This is a genomic window from Spongiivirga sp. MCCC 1A20706 (genome assembly GCF_046524175.1).
GTDB lineage: Bacteria > Bacteroidota > Bacteroidia > Flavobacteriales > Flavobacteriaceae > Spongiivirga.
In genome coordinates this window covers 113,913-132,545 of the sequence record NZ_JBEFZF010000001.1, presented here as the reverse complement: position 1 = coordinate 132,545, position 18,633 = coordinate 113,913, and the positions used below count along the sequence as shown (strand labels likewise).

Annotated in this window: 16 protein-coding genes and 2 tRNA genes; 6 read left to right on the top strand and 12 right to left on the bottom strand. The window is 36.9% G+C overall.

Features of this window, described 5'->3' with window-relative positions; genetic code table 11:
• The first annotated feature begins 186 nt into the window (after positions 1-186).
• From ABN763_RS00615 to ABN763_RS00605, 3 genes are all read left to right on the top strand, one after another.
• Positions 187-270: transfer RNA gene (locus tag ABN763_RS00615), tRNA-Ser, on the top strand.
• A gap of 100 nt (positions 271-370) precedes the next feature.
• Positions 371-445 (top strand) — tRNA-Pro (locus tag ABN763_RS00610).
• A 230-nt stretch (positions 446-675) separates the two neighbouring features.
• The gene (locus tag ABN763_RS00605) at positions 676-1,908 is read left to right on the top strand and encodes a site-specific integrase (protein ID WP_410483463.1); all 1,233 of its coding nucleotides are present in this window, start codon (positions 676-678) and stop codon (positions 1,906-1,908) included.
• Positions 1,909-2,106: 198 nt separating this feature from the next.
• Here ABN763_RS00605 and ABN763_RS00600 read toward each other — a convergent pair whose 3' ends face one another.
• The 10 genes from ABN763_RS00600 to ABN763_RS00555 all read right to left on the bottom strand — a co-directional run bounded on the left by ABN763_RS00600 (position 2,107) and on the right by ABN763_RS00555 (position 15,432).
• Positions 2,107-3,573, bottom strand: coding sequence for a vanadium-dependent haloperoxidase (locus tag ABN763_RS00600; protein WP_410483462.1), 1,467 nt, complete (start codon positions 3,571-3,573; stop codon positions 2,107-2,109).
• Between the two features lie 294 nt (positions 3,574-3,867).
• Positions 3,868-4,773 (bottom strand): DUF5655 domain-containing protein, encoded by a 906-nt coding sequence (locus ABN763_RS00595; RefSeq protein WP_410483461.1) that lies wholly within the window; start codon positions 4,771-4,773, stop codon positions 3,868-3,870.
• A gap of 10 nt (positions 4,774-4,783) precedes the next feature.
• A complete protein-coding gene (locus tag ABN763_RS00590) occupies positions 4,784-5,482 on the bottom strand; it encodes a M48 family metallopeptidase (protein WP_410483460.1) in 699 nt (232 codons plus the stop codon).
• A complete protein-coding gene (locus tag ABN763_RS00585) occupies positions 5,482-8,691 on the bottom strand; it encodes a type I restriction endonuclease subunit R (protein ID WP_410483459.1) in 3,210 nt (1,069 codons plus the stop codon). The genes ABN763_RS00590 and ABN763_RS00585 overlap by 1 nt, the downstream gene beginning before the upstream one ends.
• A complete protein-coding gene (locus ABN763_RS00580; protein WP_410483458.1) occupies positions 8,691-9,908 on the bottom strand; it encodes a Shedu immune nuclease family protein in 1,218 nt (405 codons plus the stop codon). The genes ABN763_RS00585 and ABN763_RS00580 overlap by 1 nt, the downstream gene beginning before the upstream one ends.
• Positions 9,909-9,913: 5 nt before the next feature.
• Positions 9,914-10,747 carry a DUF2971 domain-containing protein gene (locus ABN763_RS00575; protein ID WP_410483457.1) on the bottom strand — a complete coding sequence of 278 codons (834 nt, stop codon included), beginning with the start codon at positions 10,745-10,747 and terminating at the stop codon, positions 9,914-9,916.
• Positions 10,748-10,753: 6 nt separating this feature from the next.
• Positions 10,754-12,058: a restriction endonuclease subunit S gene (locus ABN763_RS00570; protein ID WP_410483456.1), complete on the bottom strand. Its 1,305-nt coding sequence runs from the start codon at positions 12,056-12,058 to the stop codon at positions 10,754-10,756.
• The gene (locus tag ABN763_RS00565; RefSeq protein ID WP_410483455.1) at positions 12,058-13,335 is read right to left on the bottom strand and encodes a phospholipase D family protein; all 1,278 of its coding nucleotides are present in this window, start codon (positions 13,333-13,335) and stop codon (positions 12,058-12,060) included. Before ABN763_RS00565 ends, ABN763_RS00570 begins: the two co-directional genes overlap by 1 nt.
• A gap of 9 nt (positions 13,336-13,344) precedes the next feature.
• On the bottom strand, positions 13,345-14,871 hold the full coding sequence (locus tag ABN763_RS00560) for a type I restriction-modification system subunit M (protein ID WP_410483454.1): 1,527 nt from the start codon (positions 14,869-14,871) through the stop codon (positions 13,345-13,347).
• A 6-nt stretch (positions 14,872-14,877) separates the two neighbouring features.
• Positions 14,878-15,432: a restriction endonuclease subunit S gene (locus ABN763_RS00555; protein WP_410483453.1), complete on the bottom strand. Its 555-nt coding sequence runs from the start codon at positions 15,430-15,432 to the stop codon at positions 14,878-14,880.
• Positions 15,433-15,674: 242 nt separating this feature from the next.
• Between ABN763_RS00555 and ABN763_RS00550 the strand changes: the two genes are divergently transcribed.
• From ABN763_RS00550 to ABN763_RS00540, 3 genes are read left to right on the top strand one after another with little or no spacing between them, the layout of a single operon-like run.
• Positions 15,675-15,956 carry a helix-turn-helix domain-containing protein gene (locus tag ABN763_RS00550; protein WP_410483452.1) on the top strand — a complete coding sequence of 94 codons (282 nt, stop codon included), beginning with the start codon at positions 15,675-15,677 and terminating at the stop codon, positions 15,954-15,956.
• Positions 15,957-15,959: 3 nt separating this feature from the next.
• Positions 15,960-17,072, top strand: coding sequence for a hypothetical protein (locus ABN763_RS00545; protein WP_410483451.1), 1,113 nt, complete (start codon positions 15,960-15,962; stop codon positions 17,070-17,072).
• 5 nt (positions 17,073-17,077) lie between these two features.
• On the top strand, positions 17,078-17,593 hold the full coding sequence (locus tag ABN763_RS00540) for an ORF6N domain-containing protein (protein ID WP_410483450.1): 516 nt from the start codon (positions 17,078-17,080) through the stop codon (positions 17,591-17,593).
• Between the two features lie 13 nt (positions 17,594-17,606).
• On the opposite strand, the gene ABN763_RS00535 is transcribed toward ABN763_RS00540, so the two are convergent.
• Together ABN763_RS00535 and ABN763_RS00530 are read right to left on the bottom strand one after the other, a co-directional pair.
• Positions 17,607-18,083 (bottom strand): cupin domain-containing protein, encoded by a 477-nt coding sequence (locus ABN763_RS00535; protein WP_410483449.1) that lies wholly within the window; start codon positions 18,081-18,083, stop codon positions 17,607-17,609.
• Positions 18,084-18,200: 117 nt separating this feature from the next.
• A complete protein-coding gene (locus tag ABN763_RS00530; protein ID WP_410483448.1) occupies positions 18,201-18,614 on the bottom strand; it encodes a hypothetical protein in 414 nt (137 codons plus the stop codon).
• Positions 18,615-18,633: the final 19 nt, after the last annotated feature.

Here is an 18,633-nt window from a genome sequence, read left to right as displayed (position 1 = left end):
AGATTAAGGTGGTTAGAACGTTAAATAAATGCTAACATCTTTATTCAACGAGCTCCTAAAAATGTCGTGAAAAAAAATACAATAAATTTGAATAAATTGTTGTGTTATTTGAAATGAAAAAGTACATTTGCACCCGCTGAATAACAAAGGCCATCCTTTTTATATTTGGCAATGTTCTTTAACATTGGAGAGGTGCCAGAGTGGTAATGGAGCAGATTGCTAATCTGTCAACGGGCAACCGTTGCCTGGGTTCGAATCCCAGTCTCTCCGCAACAACGAAAGTACTTATCTAATTATAAAGTACAGATTGAAGGTAGTCAATTCATCTGACCCTTCGTTTAAAGCATCCTCAGGATGCTTACACCTAGTCCGGGGTGTAGCGTAGCCCGGTTATCGCGCCTGCTTTGGGAGCAGGAGGTCGCAGGTTCGAATCCTGCCACCCCGACTAAAATCATTTTAAATGATTTTAATTGATTACTAACTAAATGAAATTCAGGGTTTTAACAAAAATTCGATTTCATTTAGTTAGTTTTAAAATCAAATAAATCGGGAACAATTCGGGAACAGAACGGGAACAGTTTGCTTATCTTTTTTTCCTTACCTTCTTTAGCGAAAGCGTGACTTTCTATGTGATTTAACTTTTGTGTTAGGATGTTTAACCTAAAACGAAAGGAAATGCAAACTTCAAAAACTTTCAAAATTTTGTTTCGGCTAGTTAAAGCCAGAAAGAAGAATAATGGTGCACCCATTTATGTGCGTATTACTGTAAATGGAAAACGTGCAGAATTTAGTACAGACTTATTTTACCCTATCGATGAATGGGATAGCAAAACGGGAAGGGCAATTGGGAGGACTTTAAAAGCTCGAAGCTTAAACGATGAATTGGATACTATCAAAGTTGATTTAAAGGAGTCCTACAAAGAACTGACCAGAGAAGGTCGTTTTGTTACTGCACAAGCTGTAAAAGCCCGTTATCAAGGCACAGACCATAATAACGAAACTTTACTAGGCTTGTCAAAGTATCATTATGAAAAAAACAAGGTCAAACTTGCCAAGGGTACGCTAAAGAATTATAAGACTACCGAGGCCTATTTACTTGCCTTTGTAAAGAAGCAATACAAAGCCTCAGATTTACCATTGGAGCATATCCAGTATAGCTTTGTGGTCGATTTTGAATTGTATTTGCAAAACCCAAAAAATCATCTCAGCAAATCGCAAACCCTTAAGAACAATGGGATAATGAAGCATATTGAACGACTCAATAAGCTTATGGGCTTTGCACATAAATTAGGTTGGATCGATAAGCATCCTTTTGAAAAATATGAGCTTTCCTATACCAAGTTCAAGAATGGATTTTTGACTGAACAACAATTGGAACGTTTTGAAACGGAAGAACTGGAAAGTGCAAAATTGAATAGGGTGCGTGACGTGTTCGTATTCTGTTGCTATACGGGACTTTCGTATATCGATGTGAAACTACTTACCAAGGATAATATTGTAATGGGTATTGATGGGATGTTGTGGCTCTCATTTTGCCGAGAAAAGAGTGATGAACCTGTTAAAATACCCTTGTTGGATAAGGCGAAAGCAATTTTGAAGAAGTATGAAAACTTTGAAGAGTCTATTCGATTGTTGCCTGTATGTTCTAATCAAAAAATGAATCAGTATTTAAAAGTAATCGCAGGAAAATGTGAGATTGACATCAAAGTAACCTGTCATATTGCCCGCCATACCTTCGCGACTACGGTGACTCTTTCTAATGGCGTACCCATCGCCACAGTCTCCAAATTATTGGGTCACGCCAAACTTTCTACCACTCAGATTTATGCCAATGTGGTTGAAAAAAAGTTACGTGACGATATGAATAGCTTACAAGACACCTTAAATCGCAATCAAATAAGCGCATAAAAATGTGCAATTCTTTACAAATAGTTCAAAAATCTATGAAAAAAGGTGTTAAAAGACTATTGTGCAAAATTGCGATTTAATCCAAAATTTAGTTGAAGACTGAAAGCAAAAAAAAAGACTGCCATTGCCCCAGATAGGATAGCAGTCTTTTTTAATAAATTAAAAATAGGCTATTGCCTACAATATTAATTTGTCCAATTATTTTTCACCAATATGTTCTTTATAGAATTGCCAAACTTCTTTCGCCACATTTCGTCCTAGTTCCAATCCAGCAACATTGTCTGCTTGAATATGGTATCCGCCTAAAACTCGCGATATTCCTGCCATTTCTGCTGTTTCGGTAAAAGTCGGGAATTCTAAGGTTACTTTATCCCCTAAATTATCAGGCTCTGTCATTGCACCCGCCACTAATTCGGCACTTGAACCAAATTCATCACTTCCTGTCCACATTTTCAATGCTTCTCCACATCCTCCACTAATGGTGCTATGACCTGAAACATAGCTTGGGAAAGGGGGACATAAAAACGTTTCAGGTGAGTAGGGTCGCCATTGTTTCCCTTCCATTTCTATGATTCCTTTTCCTTCTCCTCCCCACGCTTTTATTTTTTGGCTGTCATAATATTCGTGTACAAGTGCATAGGGTCGTGCATAATCATAAAACATTTTTGAATCCCAAGAGGCAATAAAAGCATCCATTGCAACCACTTGGTTATAGAAGTACATTTTCACATCTTGGTCAAGTGTATGGTTATCTCTTCTAGAAACATCTTGCGCAAATTTCAACCAATGCCCAGCTTGCTGTACTGATTGAGGGCCGTCTCGCATAAATTCAACCAGCGCTTTTTGATAATCGGTCAAACTGGCTTGCATTTCAATAACTTCTTGTACTTCTTTTTCCAATTGTTTTGAACCTATCATTGGTGGTGGACCTGGTCTAAATTGGTCTCCTGATTTTAGTGCAATGGGTTTAACCTTGTCCCAAAAAGGTGTCAAACAGCCTGGGGCAAACTTTCCGCCTTTACCATCTGAGAAATATTTGGGTTGCCAACGATTGGCATCAACATTCTTATCAGCAGAATTAACGGGTTCGTAGCCTACATAATTGAAATAAGGTTCGCCATTTGAGCCTTCTTCTTCACCGTACTGGTTAGCCCCATCTCCTTTTCGAGCTTCAATTACGGCTTTGGCCGCCAAATTGCCAATTCCTTCAGGAGTGTTAGGGTCAAGGCTTTCATTGTTAGGATCCAGACCCAATTCCCTCATAAAATCCTCAAAAAGTTTTTTATCTGAGTAGTAATATTCATTCATAGCCTTAAAAGCGGCATAGCTTATGGCAATTTCTTTATTTTTTAAGGATTGTTCGTTTTCTGGTTGTCTGTCTACATTGCTCAAATAAACTGGAATTGCTTTGTCATCATATCTCGACCAAGCATCAAAAATGGCGACAAAAATTAGACCTAAATAACGTGATGTAATTGTTGGTCTGGGTTGAAATCTTTCGGTGTCATTTGCCGTTGCTGTCAAGGCCATTTCGCCCCATTTGTAAGCAATGTTTTCAACACCTTTTGGTTCAGCTATTTCAGTCAAAGCCCTTGATTTACTTTGGTTGTTCTTACATCCAAAAAAAGCTAAGACAATGATTGATATCAGTAAAATTCTTTTCATTTTTATTGGTTTGATTTAGTAGGGAAATTTAAAAAAAAATAACAATCCTGATGGTAAAAGACCATAACCGATACCTGCATAGAAATGAGCAATTCTTTGAAAATACTTCAAAAACTAACAAATAAAAGTGTTAAACCATGGATAAGCAAAATTGAAACTCGTCTACCGAATTATTTTGGCGACGAAAGTTAAATCATGTTTTAAAGGCTGTTATTCGTAAATTACAATAACAGTCTTTTTGACTATACCTTAGTTAGAAATTTGAACTTAATTGAAAAGGGTAGTGTCATAAAATCAAATCACTTGTTTGATTAAGCTCAAAACATATTCAAGTTGGGCATCATCTTTTAGATCTATTTCATAATCCCCATAACCATAATGTCCTTTATTAGCTACATTATTCGAGATTTCCATAGAGTCTTTAATATCACCCCATTTGGCATTAATCCAAAGTTTGATATTTTTCTTTTGCAAGTGTAGATAAGCGATATTCCTATTGTTTTTGTTGAAAGCTATATATAGTTTTTTGGGGATGATTTCGATATCATTCGTAAGTCCTACAATAGCATCTCTGTAGGTTTCATATAATTCTACAATAGTGTCAGACTTGTCAGTTAGGTGGTCATCTTCTGTGTAAACCTTGATTTCTCTTGTTACTGCTTCTAATTGATGATTTCTGGACGAAAGTGGTTTAATACTTTCTGCTGACTTGCTCTTTTTGACTTGATTAATACTTACTAAATCATTCTCATATCTTTTTACTTCCCAGAGCTCGATTGCAATGTCTTTAAAATTGGTAGCTGTTTTTTGGTTATCGGTAAAGCCTGTTGATACAAAGATGACTCTTGTTTGGCTCCAATCAATGTCAGAACGTTTTAATGTGCGCTTTTGGGTTTCATTGTACTCCACAATGAAATCAGCCTTGTTTTCCAACATTAAACTTAAATATGTGAATCCTTGGTCAACGACACTGATGTTTTTACTTCGCTTATACTCAATTATTACGAAGGCTTTGGATTGAATATCATAAGCCAAAGTATCTATCCGTTTACTTTTAATAGAAAATTCAGATTTTACAAGTTGCAATCCCATTATTATTTCAAGGTTATCTTCAAAGAGGGATTGAATCTCCTTTTCTAGTTTAAAGGGCTTTTCTTTTACGCTTTTAAGCTTTTTCTCTTTGGTATTGTATAAATTCATTCTGGTCGGTTTAAGCTAAAGTATTTTCAAGTTTGTTTTTCCATTTTTCCCAGTCAGGCATTTCCCTAGTTTGTAAATCAAAGAAAGCCTTGGTGTGGTCTCTATGCACTAGATGACAAAGTTCATGTATTATGACATACTCAATACAAGCTTTGGGGGCTTTAATCAATTCTGGGTTTAATAAAATCCTACCCCTATTTGAACAAGAGCCCCAGCGGTATTTCATAAGCTTGATTTCAACACTTTTAGGGGATACATTATATTTTTTAAATCTATCTATCAAGGAATCAGCTAATTTGTTGAACCAAATATGAGCTTTGACTTTATACCAATCCAATACCATTTTCTCGACTTTGGCCTTTTCTTGGGTATGGACTTCAATAAAACGACCAGTGTATTTAACCCTTTCCTCATTTGTATCAGTTACGATTCTGAGTTGATATTGTCTACCTAGATATAAATGGGTTTCACCTGAAACATAACGTCTTTCTGGTATTCTAGGTTCAAAGGATAAAAAATGGTCTTTCTGTTTTAAAATCCAAGGTGCTTTTTTACGGATCTTAGCTTGTATTTTGTCTATCGAACTTCCCATGGGAGCTTTCACCAAAATATCCCTATCAGGTTGAACGGTTATTCCTAAGGTTTTCCGCTCAACAAAGCTTAGTTGATACTCAATTACCTCTGATCCAAATTGCATTACCTGTTTCATTATTTGTATCGAATTTTTGCCACGTCAACCATCCTTTCAGCTATCTTATCAATATCTTCGAAGCTTAACTTTAAATCATATTTGTCTCTTATTTCATCAATAATAAAGTCTCCTATTAGAAATATCATTTTCTTTGGTATATCAATACTTTTAGCCCAGTCAACTTTTCTAAGCCTTTGTATTATTTCATCACATTTTAAGGCTAAAGTTTCGGATACTATCTTCAATTGGGTTTTGTCATCAAGCTTAGGTTCAAATTCCTCTAACGAAATACCATAGAAAGCCCGAGCAACACCTTTGTCTTTTAATGACTCTGGTAGTTCGGAATCTGTTCTGTTTAAAACGGCATCCATAATTTCTTCCATTTTATTAAGATATTCGGCTTCAGTTATTCTTTTCTGCAGATAGTCATCAATAGTTTCTTTTATCAACTGAGAAAATCTTTTGTAAAAAGCCGGATCTTCTTCCATTTTTTCACTGATGTGCTTTGAGGTGCGAGAAGCAATCATGTCAGCTTTAGCCGCCTTTCCAACCACTTTTTCAACTTCTTGTTCAAAGGCTTCTTTATCAAAAATGTTAACTAAATCTGTTAATTTAACTACCCCTTCCGTTGGAATATGTGTATCAATTAATTTCTGAATTTGTCCTTCGTATTTCTTATAGTTGATTTTATCGGAATATCTCGATATAACTGAGTTACGAAGCTTTACAAAAAATGCTAAGTCCTCTTTATATCGATCCAATTGAATTTGCGGAGTTGTCTTATGAAATTCAATAGAAGACAACGCCAATTTCAGGATTCTGGCATAATTCGATAACCTGTTGTAAAATTTGGTCCGAATGGCTTCATCTCTCAACAGTTGTTGATATGCTTCAGCATCTTTCTTGTTTTCAATACTATTGAACAACTGCCAAATATCGGAGTGTACTTGCGGCAATCGTTTTATTTCATCATTTATGTTGGTAATTGTCCCTTGCAATTGTGCTTCGTCAAAATCCTCGAATGTGGAATACGTCTTTATAGCGCTATCCAATTCTTGCAACACACCATAGTAATCAATTACATAACCATAATCCTTGTCAGGATAAACCCGATTAACCCTGGCGATAGCTTGTAAAAGGGTATGACCTAAAAGTTTTCTGGTTAAATAGAGCACCGTATTATTGGGAGCATCGAATCCAGTTAAAAGCTTATCAACAACAACTACCAATTCTGGATGGTTATCATTTTTAAATCGATTTACAATATTCTGCTGGTACTTTTTAGCCGAGCCATGTTCATCCATCATACGATACCAAAATTGTTTGACGGAATCAGGTGTTTGTCCAAAAGCGGAATCTTCACCCTCACGTTCATCAGGAGGTGAAATGACCAGCTCAGAAGTTACTATGCCTATACTATCCAAGAAATTCTTGTATTTAACTGCAGAAGCTTTGCTTTGACATACCACCTGCCCTTTGAAACCAGTTCCCTGAAAGTTCTTTTGAAAATGTTTTGAAATATCCCAGCAAATGGCATAAATCTTTTGTTCCGCGATATTTAGTTGGTCTGCTTTACTAAACTTCTTTTTCAAATCTGCCCTTTCATAAGGTGTCAAAGGTTCGGATATCATATTGAAATAGTTATCCAAAGGTGCTGCATTCACATCTTGAAGTGCATGTCTTCCCTCGTAAAGTAGTGGTACTACTGCTTTATCTCTTACGGCTTGGTCAACCGTATAGCTGTCAATGATAGTTCCGAATTTGGATAATGTATTCTTATCCTTTTTGAACAAGGGTGTTCCGGTAAATGCAATAAAACACGCATTAGGAAGTGTCTTTTGCATCTCAATATTAAAAGTACCGTGCTGGGTACGATGGCCTTCATCAACTAAAACAAAAATATTAGGGCTTTCCAACGGAGTCTTGATTCGTTTAACTGCTGTTTCAAACTTGTTGATTATGGTAGTTACCACAGCATCACTTTTACTTTCCAACAGCTCTACCAACTGAGCACCTGTCTTTGCATTTTCAACATCATCATAACCGCATTTTTGAAAGGTCCCTGTTATCTGTCTATCTAAATCTGTTCTATCGGTGACCAATATAATTTTTGGATTTTTTATTGTTGGTTCCATGGCTATAGCCTGTGCCAACATCACCATGGTCAATGATTTACCGCTACCTTGAGTATGCCAAACCACGCCACCTTTCCTTTTCCCTTCAGAAAGTATTGTAAGCTGAGCCATAGCTTTTTTAATGGCAAAATATTGCTGATAACGCGCTATCTTCTTTGCTCCATTATCGAATAAGGTGAAATCATATGCCAGTTCCAACAATCGTTCTGGTCTACACAAACTATATAAGTACTGGTCTTGTGGAGTAGGTTGTATGTCTTCATTGTCCAATTGCTCAAAATTGGCTCTCACATATTTGAAACGTTCGGTAAACAGCTGTTCATTGATTTCTTTGGGTAACGGTTTGTTTTTTAGCTGAAATAGATCTTGCTGGTATTCTGTCTCTTCCTTTTGTGAACGAAAATTTTCTAGCCATTTTGCCCAAAACTTAGGTTCTGTACCCGTAGTAGCATAGCTACCTTCGTTTACCGTGAGAACCATGAGTAATTGTGAGAGCGCATATAAACTTCTAATGCCATCGTCTTGTTGGTTGCGCAATTGCTGGGAAATAGCTTGCTCTAAGGGTTCTTTTATGTCAGGACGTTTGCATTCAATAACAGCTAGTGGAATACCATTAACAAACAGGACAATATCTGGTCGATAATGGTCTTTTCGTCCACTACGGAGTACATTAAATTCCTCGGTTACATGGAAAACGTTATTCTTTGGGTTTTTCCAATCTATGTAGTGTAAGTCAAAGCTTTTACGGTCGCCATCCACAATCTGCTCTAATGATTTCCCTAAAGTGAGTAGCTCGTATATTTTTTGTGAAGTAGTCAAATACCCATCTACCATCGGCATATCTCGTAACGCAATGATGCCACTTTCAATATTGCCATCACTAAAGGGTACTTCTTTGGTGGAGGACACTTTAACTGAATTAATTTCATGTAATTGCTTTCGCAGTATATCTTCAAGGAATACATTGGACAGTTTGTTACCTCGAGCTTCAGTGGCTTCTTGCTGATTTATATAGGTATACCCCATCTTAATTAGCAGTTGTAAAGCTGGGATTTGCGAAATATGGTCTTCTTTAAATGATGGTGTTTCCATTAAAATATTCTTTCTCTTTGAATTTGAGCTCTCTTTAATAACTCATCGTAAAGGATGATTTCAACATTTTTTAGAGAGTTTCTTAATATTTTAAAATCCTCTCTTTTTTGTTCCGTGTCTAGTTGGTCTGATTTCCCTATTATTAAGGATACTTTTGGTTTTAATACTTGAACATTTGCAAAACCATCTTGTCGTCGTAAATCATTTTGTAACTGTTCTGCGCGAATACCAGCATAATGCAAGTATTTTTCGGCTTGCATTATGGCCTTAATTGCATCTGTATGCCAGTAATAATTATTCCGGTCTTGTGAAGCTGCAAGTAAATTGGTAGTAGGTTTCTTAATCTCAAAAATGTCTAGAAAACTATCATAATCCATTAGCCCAAAATCAACTTGTCTGGCTCTTACAAGCGTAAGTATAACCTCCGGTATAGCTTGAATATATTTTGAGTCTATTAAGAATAAGTTTTCCTTTAAAAAAGCACCCCAATTGGCTTCGCTTTTAGTTTCATCAGCCAAAAAGGCCTCATATCTAGAGATAACAGAATCCAAAGCGATAGAATCAAACTTTAACTTTGTTTTTTTGACTAATCTTAATTTATGTGGAACGGAAATGTATCTGCCTTCTATAAGAGAAGCATAAAAATTCTCCAAAGCTTGCATCTCATCAGTGCTGAAATCACTAATAATATCTGGACTTAAGTTTTCAATTATTCTCCTTCTCCGAACGTGCGTTGTTGATTCTTCTACTTCAAACCGATTAGGGTATAAATCATGAAAGAATTCATCAACATAAGTACTGCGCATTCTCTGTGATTCGGTTTTAATACTCGAAAGCTGATTTTTAAGCCTTTGAAAATCTGAATACGGCATTTTCATTCGACTTATTCCTCCTCTGAAATTCCTGCACATTCTATCACCTTCATTTTCAATAATAAGCTCTGTTGTTCCTGCCTCTCTACATTTCTTTTGTAGGTAATACATCACACCACCTTTTACGTAACCATTTCGTGTGAATTCATCTGGTAATCTATTGAACCCATCTAAGACTATAGAAGTAATCTGCATATTGTCCTCGGGAAAAGGATAAAAGATTATCTTATTGTTCTCCCTGTCTATTTGATAAGCCAAATGCCTTTCATCTGGTGTTTCCTCTGACCAAACATAAATCTCATTTATACCCTCAGGGGTCCTTATTGTCTCATTTTGATACGCCATAATACTTATTCGTTTAACCTGTCGTAAAACTGATAGAACGGTTCTAGTTCAGATTTTCGAACAGTGATGTTTTTACCAAAGGATTCAAACTGTTTCTTATATTTTTGAAATAAGCCTTCATTCATTGCGGGGTGTATAATTATTGTAATGGGTAAATCATCGAAATTGTCCAGTTTGTACAATAAATGCCCTGGCTTGTCTTCGGTACTGGTGGTATCTATCACAACCACTCTGTATTCATTTTCATGCGCAAAGGATTCATCCTTTCTGAATGCCAAATACAGAACAGTATTCGCCTGTTCATTTTCGATTACCCTTGGATAATCCTGATATTTTATCCTTCCAACAACGACCCTTTGGTCTTTGCTGGGAATATTCGATTCAACCGACTTCTTAATAGTCTCTTGAAACACTTTCCAATCTATTTTGACGGCAAATCCATTTTCTCGGGCATAGAATCTCCACATCCCATCTGATTCGCGGTCCGAGTTAAACCAGCAACTCACATAGTGTGCAGACTGTGTTAGTTTCAGTTTATGACCTATGTCACTCAGCTTCTTTTTTGATTTTGTTTTTAGATCTCTCCAATCTGCCAGCATTTTTGGATTAATTTCTTTCTCGTCGTCAACGAAACATATGTCATAGGCCGTTCTTACCTCCGTTATATCGTAGGTGGATATTCCTTCAAGCTTATCATCGAAACGGTACATCGCTGGCATATAAAGTGCTTTTGACTTCAAAAAGCTTGTGACCTTTGCTTCATCCATATATCTAAAAACATACTTCTTTCTAATGCCTTTGGTGTGATACGTGTTCCATTTCTTGCCTAATAAGCCCATATTATTCTAATTATTAATTAACCTCTTTTTCCCCGTTAATAACTGCTGCATCATACCCTTTTTCTGTAGTTCCATTTGCTCCAGTTGCTCTTGTAACAATTGAATTTCCTTATCAGCTGTAGCAAGCACTTGTGAAATTGCCTTTTGTTCCTTTAGTTTAATGTTTGGGATTTTAACCGTGCAGAAATCTGAATAGCTGATTTGTTTACCGTCTCTAATTCCTATTACGGCAATTGATAGCCTTTCAATGAATTCATAGCTCTTGAAATAATACTTGTAGAAAGACTGGTCAATTTCTTTTACCTCTTGAAGTACAGTATATGCCGGACTAACCAATCCCTTATATTCAGAATACTCCAATCCGCCCTGAAAACTCCTGAGGCTGATAACAAAATTTCCCTTATCAACTAACTTGAACGAATCCAATTTACCTGAAGGCATTGTAACTCTTCCGTCCAAATCTTCTCTAGGAATCACCCCTTTGTCTTGTGTTACAGATAATAATCTCTCTAAAGGTTTGTTCTTAACAGAAATACTTTTAAAAATGTTCCCCGCTCCTGTTTTCTCCCATTCCCCATAAAATCCAGGAAGCCGTTTTTTACCCGTAAGCAACTGCTGCATCAAGCCTTTTTTACGTTTTTGTTTGGCTTTGATAAGTTTGCCTAGTTTGGTGATTGCGGTGTCCCATTTCAAAAGAGCTTTAGATATGACAACTTGCTCTTCCGCAGGGGGAAGGGGAATCAGTATTTTTGAAATATTGGATTTTGATACACCAAGAACAGATATACCAGTCGCAACTCTCTTAAGGTTGTGTTTTACCTTTTCGTTTTTAAAAATAAAGCCTCTATATCCATTTGCCGTCAATCCACTATTATCTCGAACAGCAAAAGTGTGAAGCCCACCTATGATTTTTCTGTTTTTGACATTTTTCAATTCAACAGAATCGCAAATTCCTTCGTAATCCTCAGAAGCATCTGCAATCACCAAGTCTCCCTCTTGTAAAAGCTTAAATTTCTCAAGATCCATAGTCGAATTCACAAGGCTAGCAACCTCTATATCCTTATCGAAATCAAGTTGCTCATTTTGGAATGAAGTATGTATATCGCCATAATGAATGTTAAAAACATCCTTATCATTAGGTAGCGTTTTAGTAAGTTGATTTCTAGAAAATGAATAAGTAGGAATAAATTGAAAAACTTCATCAAAGCGAAAAATTTCCCAGTCATTTGGAATCCAACCTATCTTGGTATGCTTATAGCCAGGTCTTTCGCCTACTACTTCGTTACTATGTATGATATTCGTTTTTTGCATTAAAGGCTATGTTTAAATAGTTGGTAAATAGGGTATAGCTTTTCAAAATCTTTCATAATGGTACTTACAATTTGTTGGTTGGATATGGCTTTGTCATCGGGCTGGTATTCCCGGCCAATCCTGAAATAATACTTGCTAGGATTGTCTTGTAGGGTAAATTGTTTTAGAGCCTCTTTATCTTCAAAATCATGTACTGGGACCTCTTGGTTAGCAATGGTCAGCGTAAATGGCTTATCCAATTCTTGAAGCAACATCAAATACTCTGAGGTAAAGACTTTATTCGATTTAAGCTGTTCTTTGATATAGCCTCGGTCAGGATAGCTGCCATCTCTTTTACCAACACGAAGTTCTATCCAAAGATGACTCTTGAACACCAAGACCTCCAGTCGCATGTGAAATAGTGAGGTCATATTATCTCCATAGGCATTTTGGTACGCCGCTAACTCTTCTTCACCACGTCCATAGTGAAGCCATAGGGCATCCAGCTCTTTTGAAGCGCGCTCATTATGTCTATAAGAGGAAGTTATGTGTTGAGGCATGTGGTGTTCATAAACATCCCAACCCCGTTTTTGAATTTCGGGATACAATTTTTTATGAAGCTCGAGAAGCTTTTCTTGGACCTTAAATCGTTCCTGCCTTGTCTCCGGAGTATCTAAAATGGGCTTGCGGCCTGTGAAGGCGTTATAATGCTCAAACTGAAAAAATTGATTGGTGAAAACGTAGTCAGACAGCTTCCTCCGGCCTTTGGAAACTCCTGTTTCATTTTTAAAACTAGAGACTTTGGCTCTCAGTTCTTCCTCGAGATATTTACGAGCACTAAAGAGCACCTCGTAATCATCAATAAACTCTTGGGTAAGATTTGTGCCGTGCTTTTGATAATATAAATTGAACCATTTTACTAAATCGGCGGTAACATGTTCATCCTCAGTTTTGAGGGTCATCTCCAAATTAGATTCAATTCCGCCCCTAGTGCAGTTGCCCGAACCGACAAATCCTGTCCAGTGTTCGCCATTTCTGAATAGATATACCTTAGGGTGAAAAAATTGCCCTTTTATGTTATGTACTTTTGCATCAATGCTATCATCAAGCAATTTTTGAAGAGCTTTCGGTTGGGTAGGTAAATCTATACCAACCAAAACACTGAAAATGCAGTCTTTCTTACGATTATCAAAATACCCCACACCGTCTGAGGTTAACATGGCAGATGCTACGAGTATCTCATCTGCTCGATGAACGATTCGTTCAAATTCTGATTTTAATCGTAGTACTTTTTGCATTGTTGTTATCTACAACTCTAGTTTTACTAAATACCCTTTCATCTCATGTTGCACCTTGGCTAATTCTTTTTCTAACTTATCTATCTCCTGTTGTACCGCAGTGATATCAATCTCCGCCTCTTCCTCAAACGTGTCTACATATCTGGGAATATTGAGGTTAAACTCATTTTCCTCTAACTCACTATAAGTAGATACATAGCTGTATTTCTCTTCGATAACACCATGCTTCAACTTATCTGCCTTAAAGTCTTCGTAAGTCAATACGATTCGATTGATATGTTCCGGTAAGAGTTCATTTTGATTTTTTCCATTGGCAAAATGTGCACTTGCATCAATAAAGAGGGTTTCTTTTCGTTCTTGCTTGCCTTTATTGAAAATGAGAATGGCTGCCGGTATCCCTGTGCCAAAAAAGAGGTTGGCCGGAAGCCCAATGACGGCATCCAACAAATTATCTTCTATCACTTTTTTTCTGATACGCCCTTCCGAACTTCCTCGGAATAATACTCCATGAGGGACTACCACACCTACCTTTCCGATTCCTTCATAGGCACTTTCAATCATGTGGGAAATAAATGCCCAATCACCTTTACTTTTAGGAGGTAATCCTCTAGAGAAACGACTGAACTTATCATCTTCTAATTCTTCTTGGCCCCACTTATCCAATGAGAAAGGAGGATTGGCTACAACCGTATCGAATTTCATTAAGGTATCTCCCTCAATATGTTTTGGATTTCTTAAGGTGTCACCCCATCGAATTGAGGCATTGTCAAAGCCATGCAAAAACATATTCATCACCGCTAATGCCCAGGTACTTCCATTGGCTTCTTGGCCGTAAAGGGAAAAGTTATTGTCCTCAGCTTCTCTCGCTGCTTTAATCAATAGAGAGGCGGATCCGCAGGTTGGGTCATAAATACGCGCTCCTGATTTGGACTTGGTTAATTTGGCCAATAGTGTAGAAACTCCGGCTGGCGTGTAGAACTCACCCGCTTTTTTACCGGCATCACTGGCAAAATTTGCAATCAAAAATTCATAGGCATCCCCAATAATATCTTTTCCTTCAAGGTGTGATGGGGTTAAATCTAGCTTGACAAAGTCTTGAAGCAAGTTTTTAAGACGTGCATTCTTTTCTTTTTTATCACCAAGATTGCTGCTGTTGAAACTAATATTTCTAAAGATTCCTGCACCATCAGCACTCGTCAATTTCTCCCTATTGGACTCTTCCAAATCAGCCAACCCTATATCAATCAACTCTCCAATATTGTCCTCGTTGCGATTGTCGTGGAGAAAATTAAAGTGGCTATTGGAAGGCACAACAAAACGTTCAAGCTGCATTGCTCTATCAGCACGTTTTGCATCGCCATTATATTTTTCCAAATACTCCTTATGCTTTTCTGAATACACATCGGAAACATACTTGAGGAATAGCATTACTAAAATGTAATCCTTGTATTGGCTTGGGTCGATTACGCCTCTAAAGGTGTCGCAAGCATTCCAGACTACTGCATTGATATCTTTTGTTTTTACTTTATTGCTCATAATTAATTATTGAATGCGTTCTTTTAAATTGATTTCTAAGGCTTTTGATTTTAAGACGTCTATTTGCTCAATCAGCTTGGACTCCTCTTCCTTTAATTTGCTCAAGGCAATAATATCCTTCTGCATATGTAATTCAGGAACAGGAATTTCTAGCTCTGATAAAATTTTCTTGTTAATAGCAGGTAAAGCACTTCCTCGGCTTGAACTGATAAGATGCTGCTGAGTTGATTCTAGATTAACGTACCACACGAGGAATTCAGGTAAAATCTTGGTATCTATATGTTTCAACACCAAAAAAATTGAAGAGGCTACCGCTGGGGATTTTTCTTCATTGTAAACAAATGCATTAAATCCATGATGTCCCTTTGACAATATGAGAACATCTCCTTTTTGAAGATAATGGGATTCGAGTTTTGGATAATCTACAATTGTTGGTTTTAGATTACTATCCAATAAATCATTTTTGATAAAATCTCTTGCTTGCAAGTAGTAGACATTCCCTTGGGGATGTCTTTTCTGATTTATACCAGAAGCAATATGTGACAAAAGAGATAATTTCATTTATTTTGTTGTTATCAGTGTACAAAGATAAACTAATATTTTGAAACAGCACATTTATTTTATTGTTATTGATGTACAAATAATTTTACTCAAATTTTATTTGTGTTAAAATTTAACCCGACTCGGGTTGAACTGGTGATTTTTATCAGCCAAAACTATTCAAGTTTGTACAAGGAATGTCAAACAATAGGAATTGAACTGAAACAGAAGTTTTAAGGTCGATTCCAAAAAAAAGAATAGTTATGCCAGCAAGTATTTTAACAGCCGAAGATTTAGAGGATTTCAGAAAAAGTCTACTCGAAGAAATCAAAGAAATGCTATTGCAGTACAATAGGATTACGATAGATAGATGGGTGAAATCGAATATTGTAATGGCAAAGCTTGGAATTAGCCCAGGCACCTTGCAAAACTTCAGAATTAACGAAACGATACCCTATTCCAAATTGGGAGGCATCATTTACTACGATGAAGAAGAAATCAACGAGATACTTCTAAAAAACAAGAATTTCTTTTTAAAAAAGTAGGCTATGAGAATCGCAACATATAACATTCAAAACATTTTTTATCGGGATAGGGCCTTGATTAAAAAATATAAAGCAGAAAACAAAGCATTATGGGTTGAGGAATTTGAAACACTGATGCTGAAAGGAATGCGAACCAATCAGGAGTTTAACCGTATGCGTGCCCTATCACAACTTTTGGGTTTTGAAGATTCACAGCACAGTCCATACCTCACAATGATGCATAAAACAGGGCAATTGTTTTTAAAGAAGGATGTGGCGGCAAACACTTACAAGGCAACACATTTAACGGATTGGAATGGTTGGGTAAAATTAAACTCCAACCCCATTAATGATAAAGCTATTGAGAATAAGGCCAAGATTATCAAAGAAGCATTCGCAGATGTGCTCATTTTATTAGAAGTTGAGGACAGAGCTTCGTTATTGGAATTCAATACTTATTTTTTGTCAAATGCCTATACCCATATCCTATACTTAGAAACCAATGACGTGTATGGTAGGGGAATTGGGGTTTTGACCAAAGAAGGCTACAAGGTAAAATCGATGAAGTCCCACGTCAATGATTTTGATACTAACGGGAATCCCATTTTTGATATGGATTTGCAGGAATATAAAATCAGTACACCCAACGGGAAAATCGTAACGGTTCTGTCGACTTGTTTTTTGGATGATACAGTGAATCTCATACAATCTAATGCTAAGATTGAAGTTCAATCCAAACGGATAGCAGAGGTATATCAAACAATGAATGAATCCAATGATTTGATAGCTGTTCTGGGCACCTTAAATGCACCTTCATATAGTAAGTCGCTCTGGGCTATAACAGAGGAAACCGATTTAAAAGATGTTTCAAAGCATCGCACGTTTGAGGTGGATTTGGACAAGGGAAGAGATTCTAAATACTTCCGTTTGGGAGCCTACAAAATGGGAGTGAACATAAAGCAACGTGATTATTTGATGCTTTCAGCTCGATTGTTCAAAGCCGTAAAAAATAGCGGATTGATTCGAAAAGGGATTTGGTTTAAAAAACGACCCCAATGGGAAATGCTCAAAAGCATTAAGAACGAAACGCATATGGCAAGTGAACATCCCTTAGTATGGTCGCAGCTAAAAATTTGATAGAAATGGAACTACAGACGATACAAAATAGAATTTATGAAGTGCGGGGTCAAAAAGTACTTCTAGATTTTGACCTTGCCGCGATGTATGGAACGGAAACTAAAAGGTTAAAAGAAGCTGTGCGACGGAATATTGAGCGTTTTCCATCCGATTTTATGTTTGAATTGACCAATGAGGAATATAAATCTTTAAGGACGCAATTTGCGACCTTAGAAAAAGACGGGCGGGGTAAGTTCAGTAAGTATAATTCGTTTGCGTTTACCGAACAAGGTATTGCAATGCTGGCGAGTGTGTTACGTAGCCCCAAAGCCATTGAGGTGGATATACAGATTGTACGTGCCTTTGTTTTTCTCAGAAAATATGCCTTATCCCATTCGGAATTGACCCAAAAGCTCCAAGAATTGGAAACTAAGTATAATAAACAATTCAAGGATGTTTTTGAGGCGATTAATTTTCTACTTCAAAAGGATAACATTGAAACATCACACAGAGACAGAAAACGAATTGGTTTTAAGACCTAAAATGGCTCTGTTGCTAGTTACTTTTTAATTTTTCAGCCACACTGTCATAATACTCCTGGCTTAGAACCTCAGTCCAAGAGGTCGGTGTATCACCTCCATATATTGCCAAATAGGTTACATCACTTTCCTTAGTGGAAGAGTGCCAATGTTCTGTGTTTTTATCACATTTAATAACATCTCCAGCTTTGAGAATGACGGGTTCTTTTCCCCGTTCTTGATAATATCCTTCTCCTTCTACATAAATTAAAATTTGAGGAGATGCGTGTTTATGCCAATCTAAAGTGGAGTTGGCTTTGAAGGTTGCTTTAGTGATGTTGTAATTCAGGTCATCATCTGCACGCAATAATGGATTTAACCACGCTTCGCCAATATAATGCGTGTTGGGAGCCTTTGTTCCTGCTTCTGAATACGAATTGATATTGTATTCTGAGTTTTGAGATATAACCACTAAAGGAAACAACAGCAGTATCGAGATTATTATTTTTTTCATAATGGATTGTATTTTCAGAGCTGATAATTTAAGAAAATACTATCGCTTTGAAAAGTGCGTCAATAAAGTATCGAATATGAGCCTGTTATGGCAAAGCCTCATCCAAAAGTCCATAAATTATACAATCTCATAGACAAACTTACTCTTGGCGTCTCCTATCCTTTGCGTCAATTCCAATTTAATAGGTATGATAGTGCTAGGGATGCGTTCCAACTTTTGTAGGTATTCGCCCAACTCCTTTTTGTTTTCGAACATTACACCGTGTTCGTTTTTTTGGTATTCGTGCAGCCAAGCGTTAGAGCCATTGCCCACTTGGGCAGAAGAAACCAAAGGAATATTGAAATACACATCACAACTAATATCTATATGGGAATGGTCTGCCAGGCTAAAATCTTTGCCAATAGCACGATTGATAATCATACAATGTTCTAATAAAGCCTCCAAAAACTTACCGTTTTCATCTGCCTTAATCGGTTTAAGGGCAGTCTTTAGTTGCTTGAAGTTGTCCAATTGTCTTAAAGGACTGGGCATTGATTCAATTTTAAATTTC

Coding starts and splice junctions, on each gene's coding strand:
- ABN763_RS00540 (WP_410483450.1), top strand. CDS start 17,078: ATGGAACTACAGACGATACAAAATAGAATTTATGAAGTGCGGGGTCAA.
- ABN763_RS00560 (WP_410483454.1), bottom strand. CDS start 14,871: ATGAGCAATAAAGTAAAAACAAAAGATATCAATGCAGTAGTCTGGAAT.
- ABN763_RS00550 (WP_410483452.1), top strand. CDS start 15,675: ATGCCAGCAAGTATTTTAACAGCCGAAGATTTAGAGGATTTCAGAAAA.
- ABN763_RS00555 (WP_410483453.1), bottom strand. CDS start 15,432: ATGAAATTATCTCTTTTGTCACATATTGCTTCTGGTATAAATCAGAAA.
- ABN763_RS00530 (WP_410483448.1), bottom strand. CDS start 18,614: ATGCCCAGTCCTTTAAGACAATTGGACAACTTCAAGCAACTAAAGACT.
- ABN763_RS00605 (WP_410483463.1), top strand. CDS start 676: ATGCAAACTTCAAAAACTTTCAAAATTTTGTTTCGGCTAGTTAAAGCC.
- ABN763_RS00545 (WP_410483451.1), top strand. CDS start 15,960: ATGAGAATCGCAACATATAACATTCAAAACATTTTTTATCGGGATAGG.
- ABN763_RS00595 (WP_410483461.1), bottom strand. CDS start 4,773: ATGAATTTATACAATACCAAAGAGAAAAAGCTTAAAAGCGTAAAAGAA.
- ABN763_RS00585 (WP_410483459.1), bottom strand. CDS start 8,691: ATGGAAACACCATCATTTAAAGAAGACCATATTTCGCAAATCCCAGCT.
- ABN763_RS00575 (WP_410483457.1), bottom strand. CDS start 10,747: ATGGGCTTATTAGGCAAGAAATGGAACACGTATCACACCAAAGGCATT.
- ABN763_RS00590 (WP_410483460.1), bottom strand. CDS start 5,482: ATGAAACAGGTAATGCAATTTGGATCAGAGGTAATTGAGTATCAACTA.
- ABN763_RS00570 (WP_410483456.1), bottom strand. CDS start 12,058: ATGCAAAAAACGAATATCATACATAGTAACGAAGTAGTAGGCGAAAGA.
- ABN763_RS00535 (WP_410483449.1), bottom strand. CDS start 18,083: ATGAAAAAAATAATAATCTCGATACTGCTGTTGTTTCCTTTAGTGGTT.
- ABN763_RS00565 (WP_410483455.1), bottom strand. CDS start 13,335: ATGCAAAAAGTACTACGATTAAAATCAGAATTTGAACGAATCGTTCAT.
- ABN763_RS00580 (WP_410483458.1), bottom strand. CDS start 9,908: ATGGCGTATCAAAATGAGACAATAAGGACCCCTGAGGGTATAAATGAG.
- ABN763_RS00600 (WP_410483462.1), bottom strand. CDS start 3,573: ATGAAAAGAATTTTACTGATATCAATCATTGTCTTAGCTTTTTTTGGA.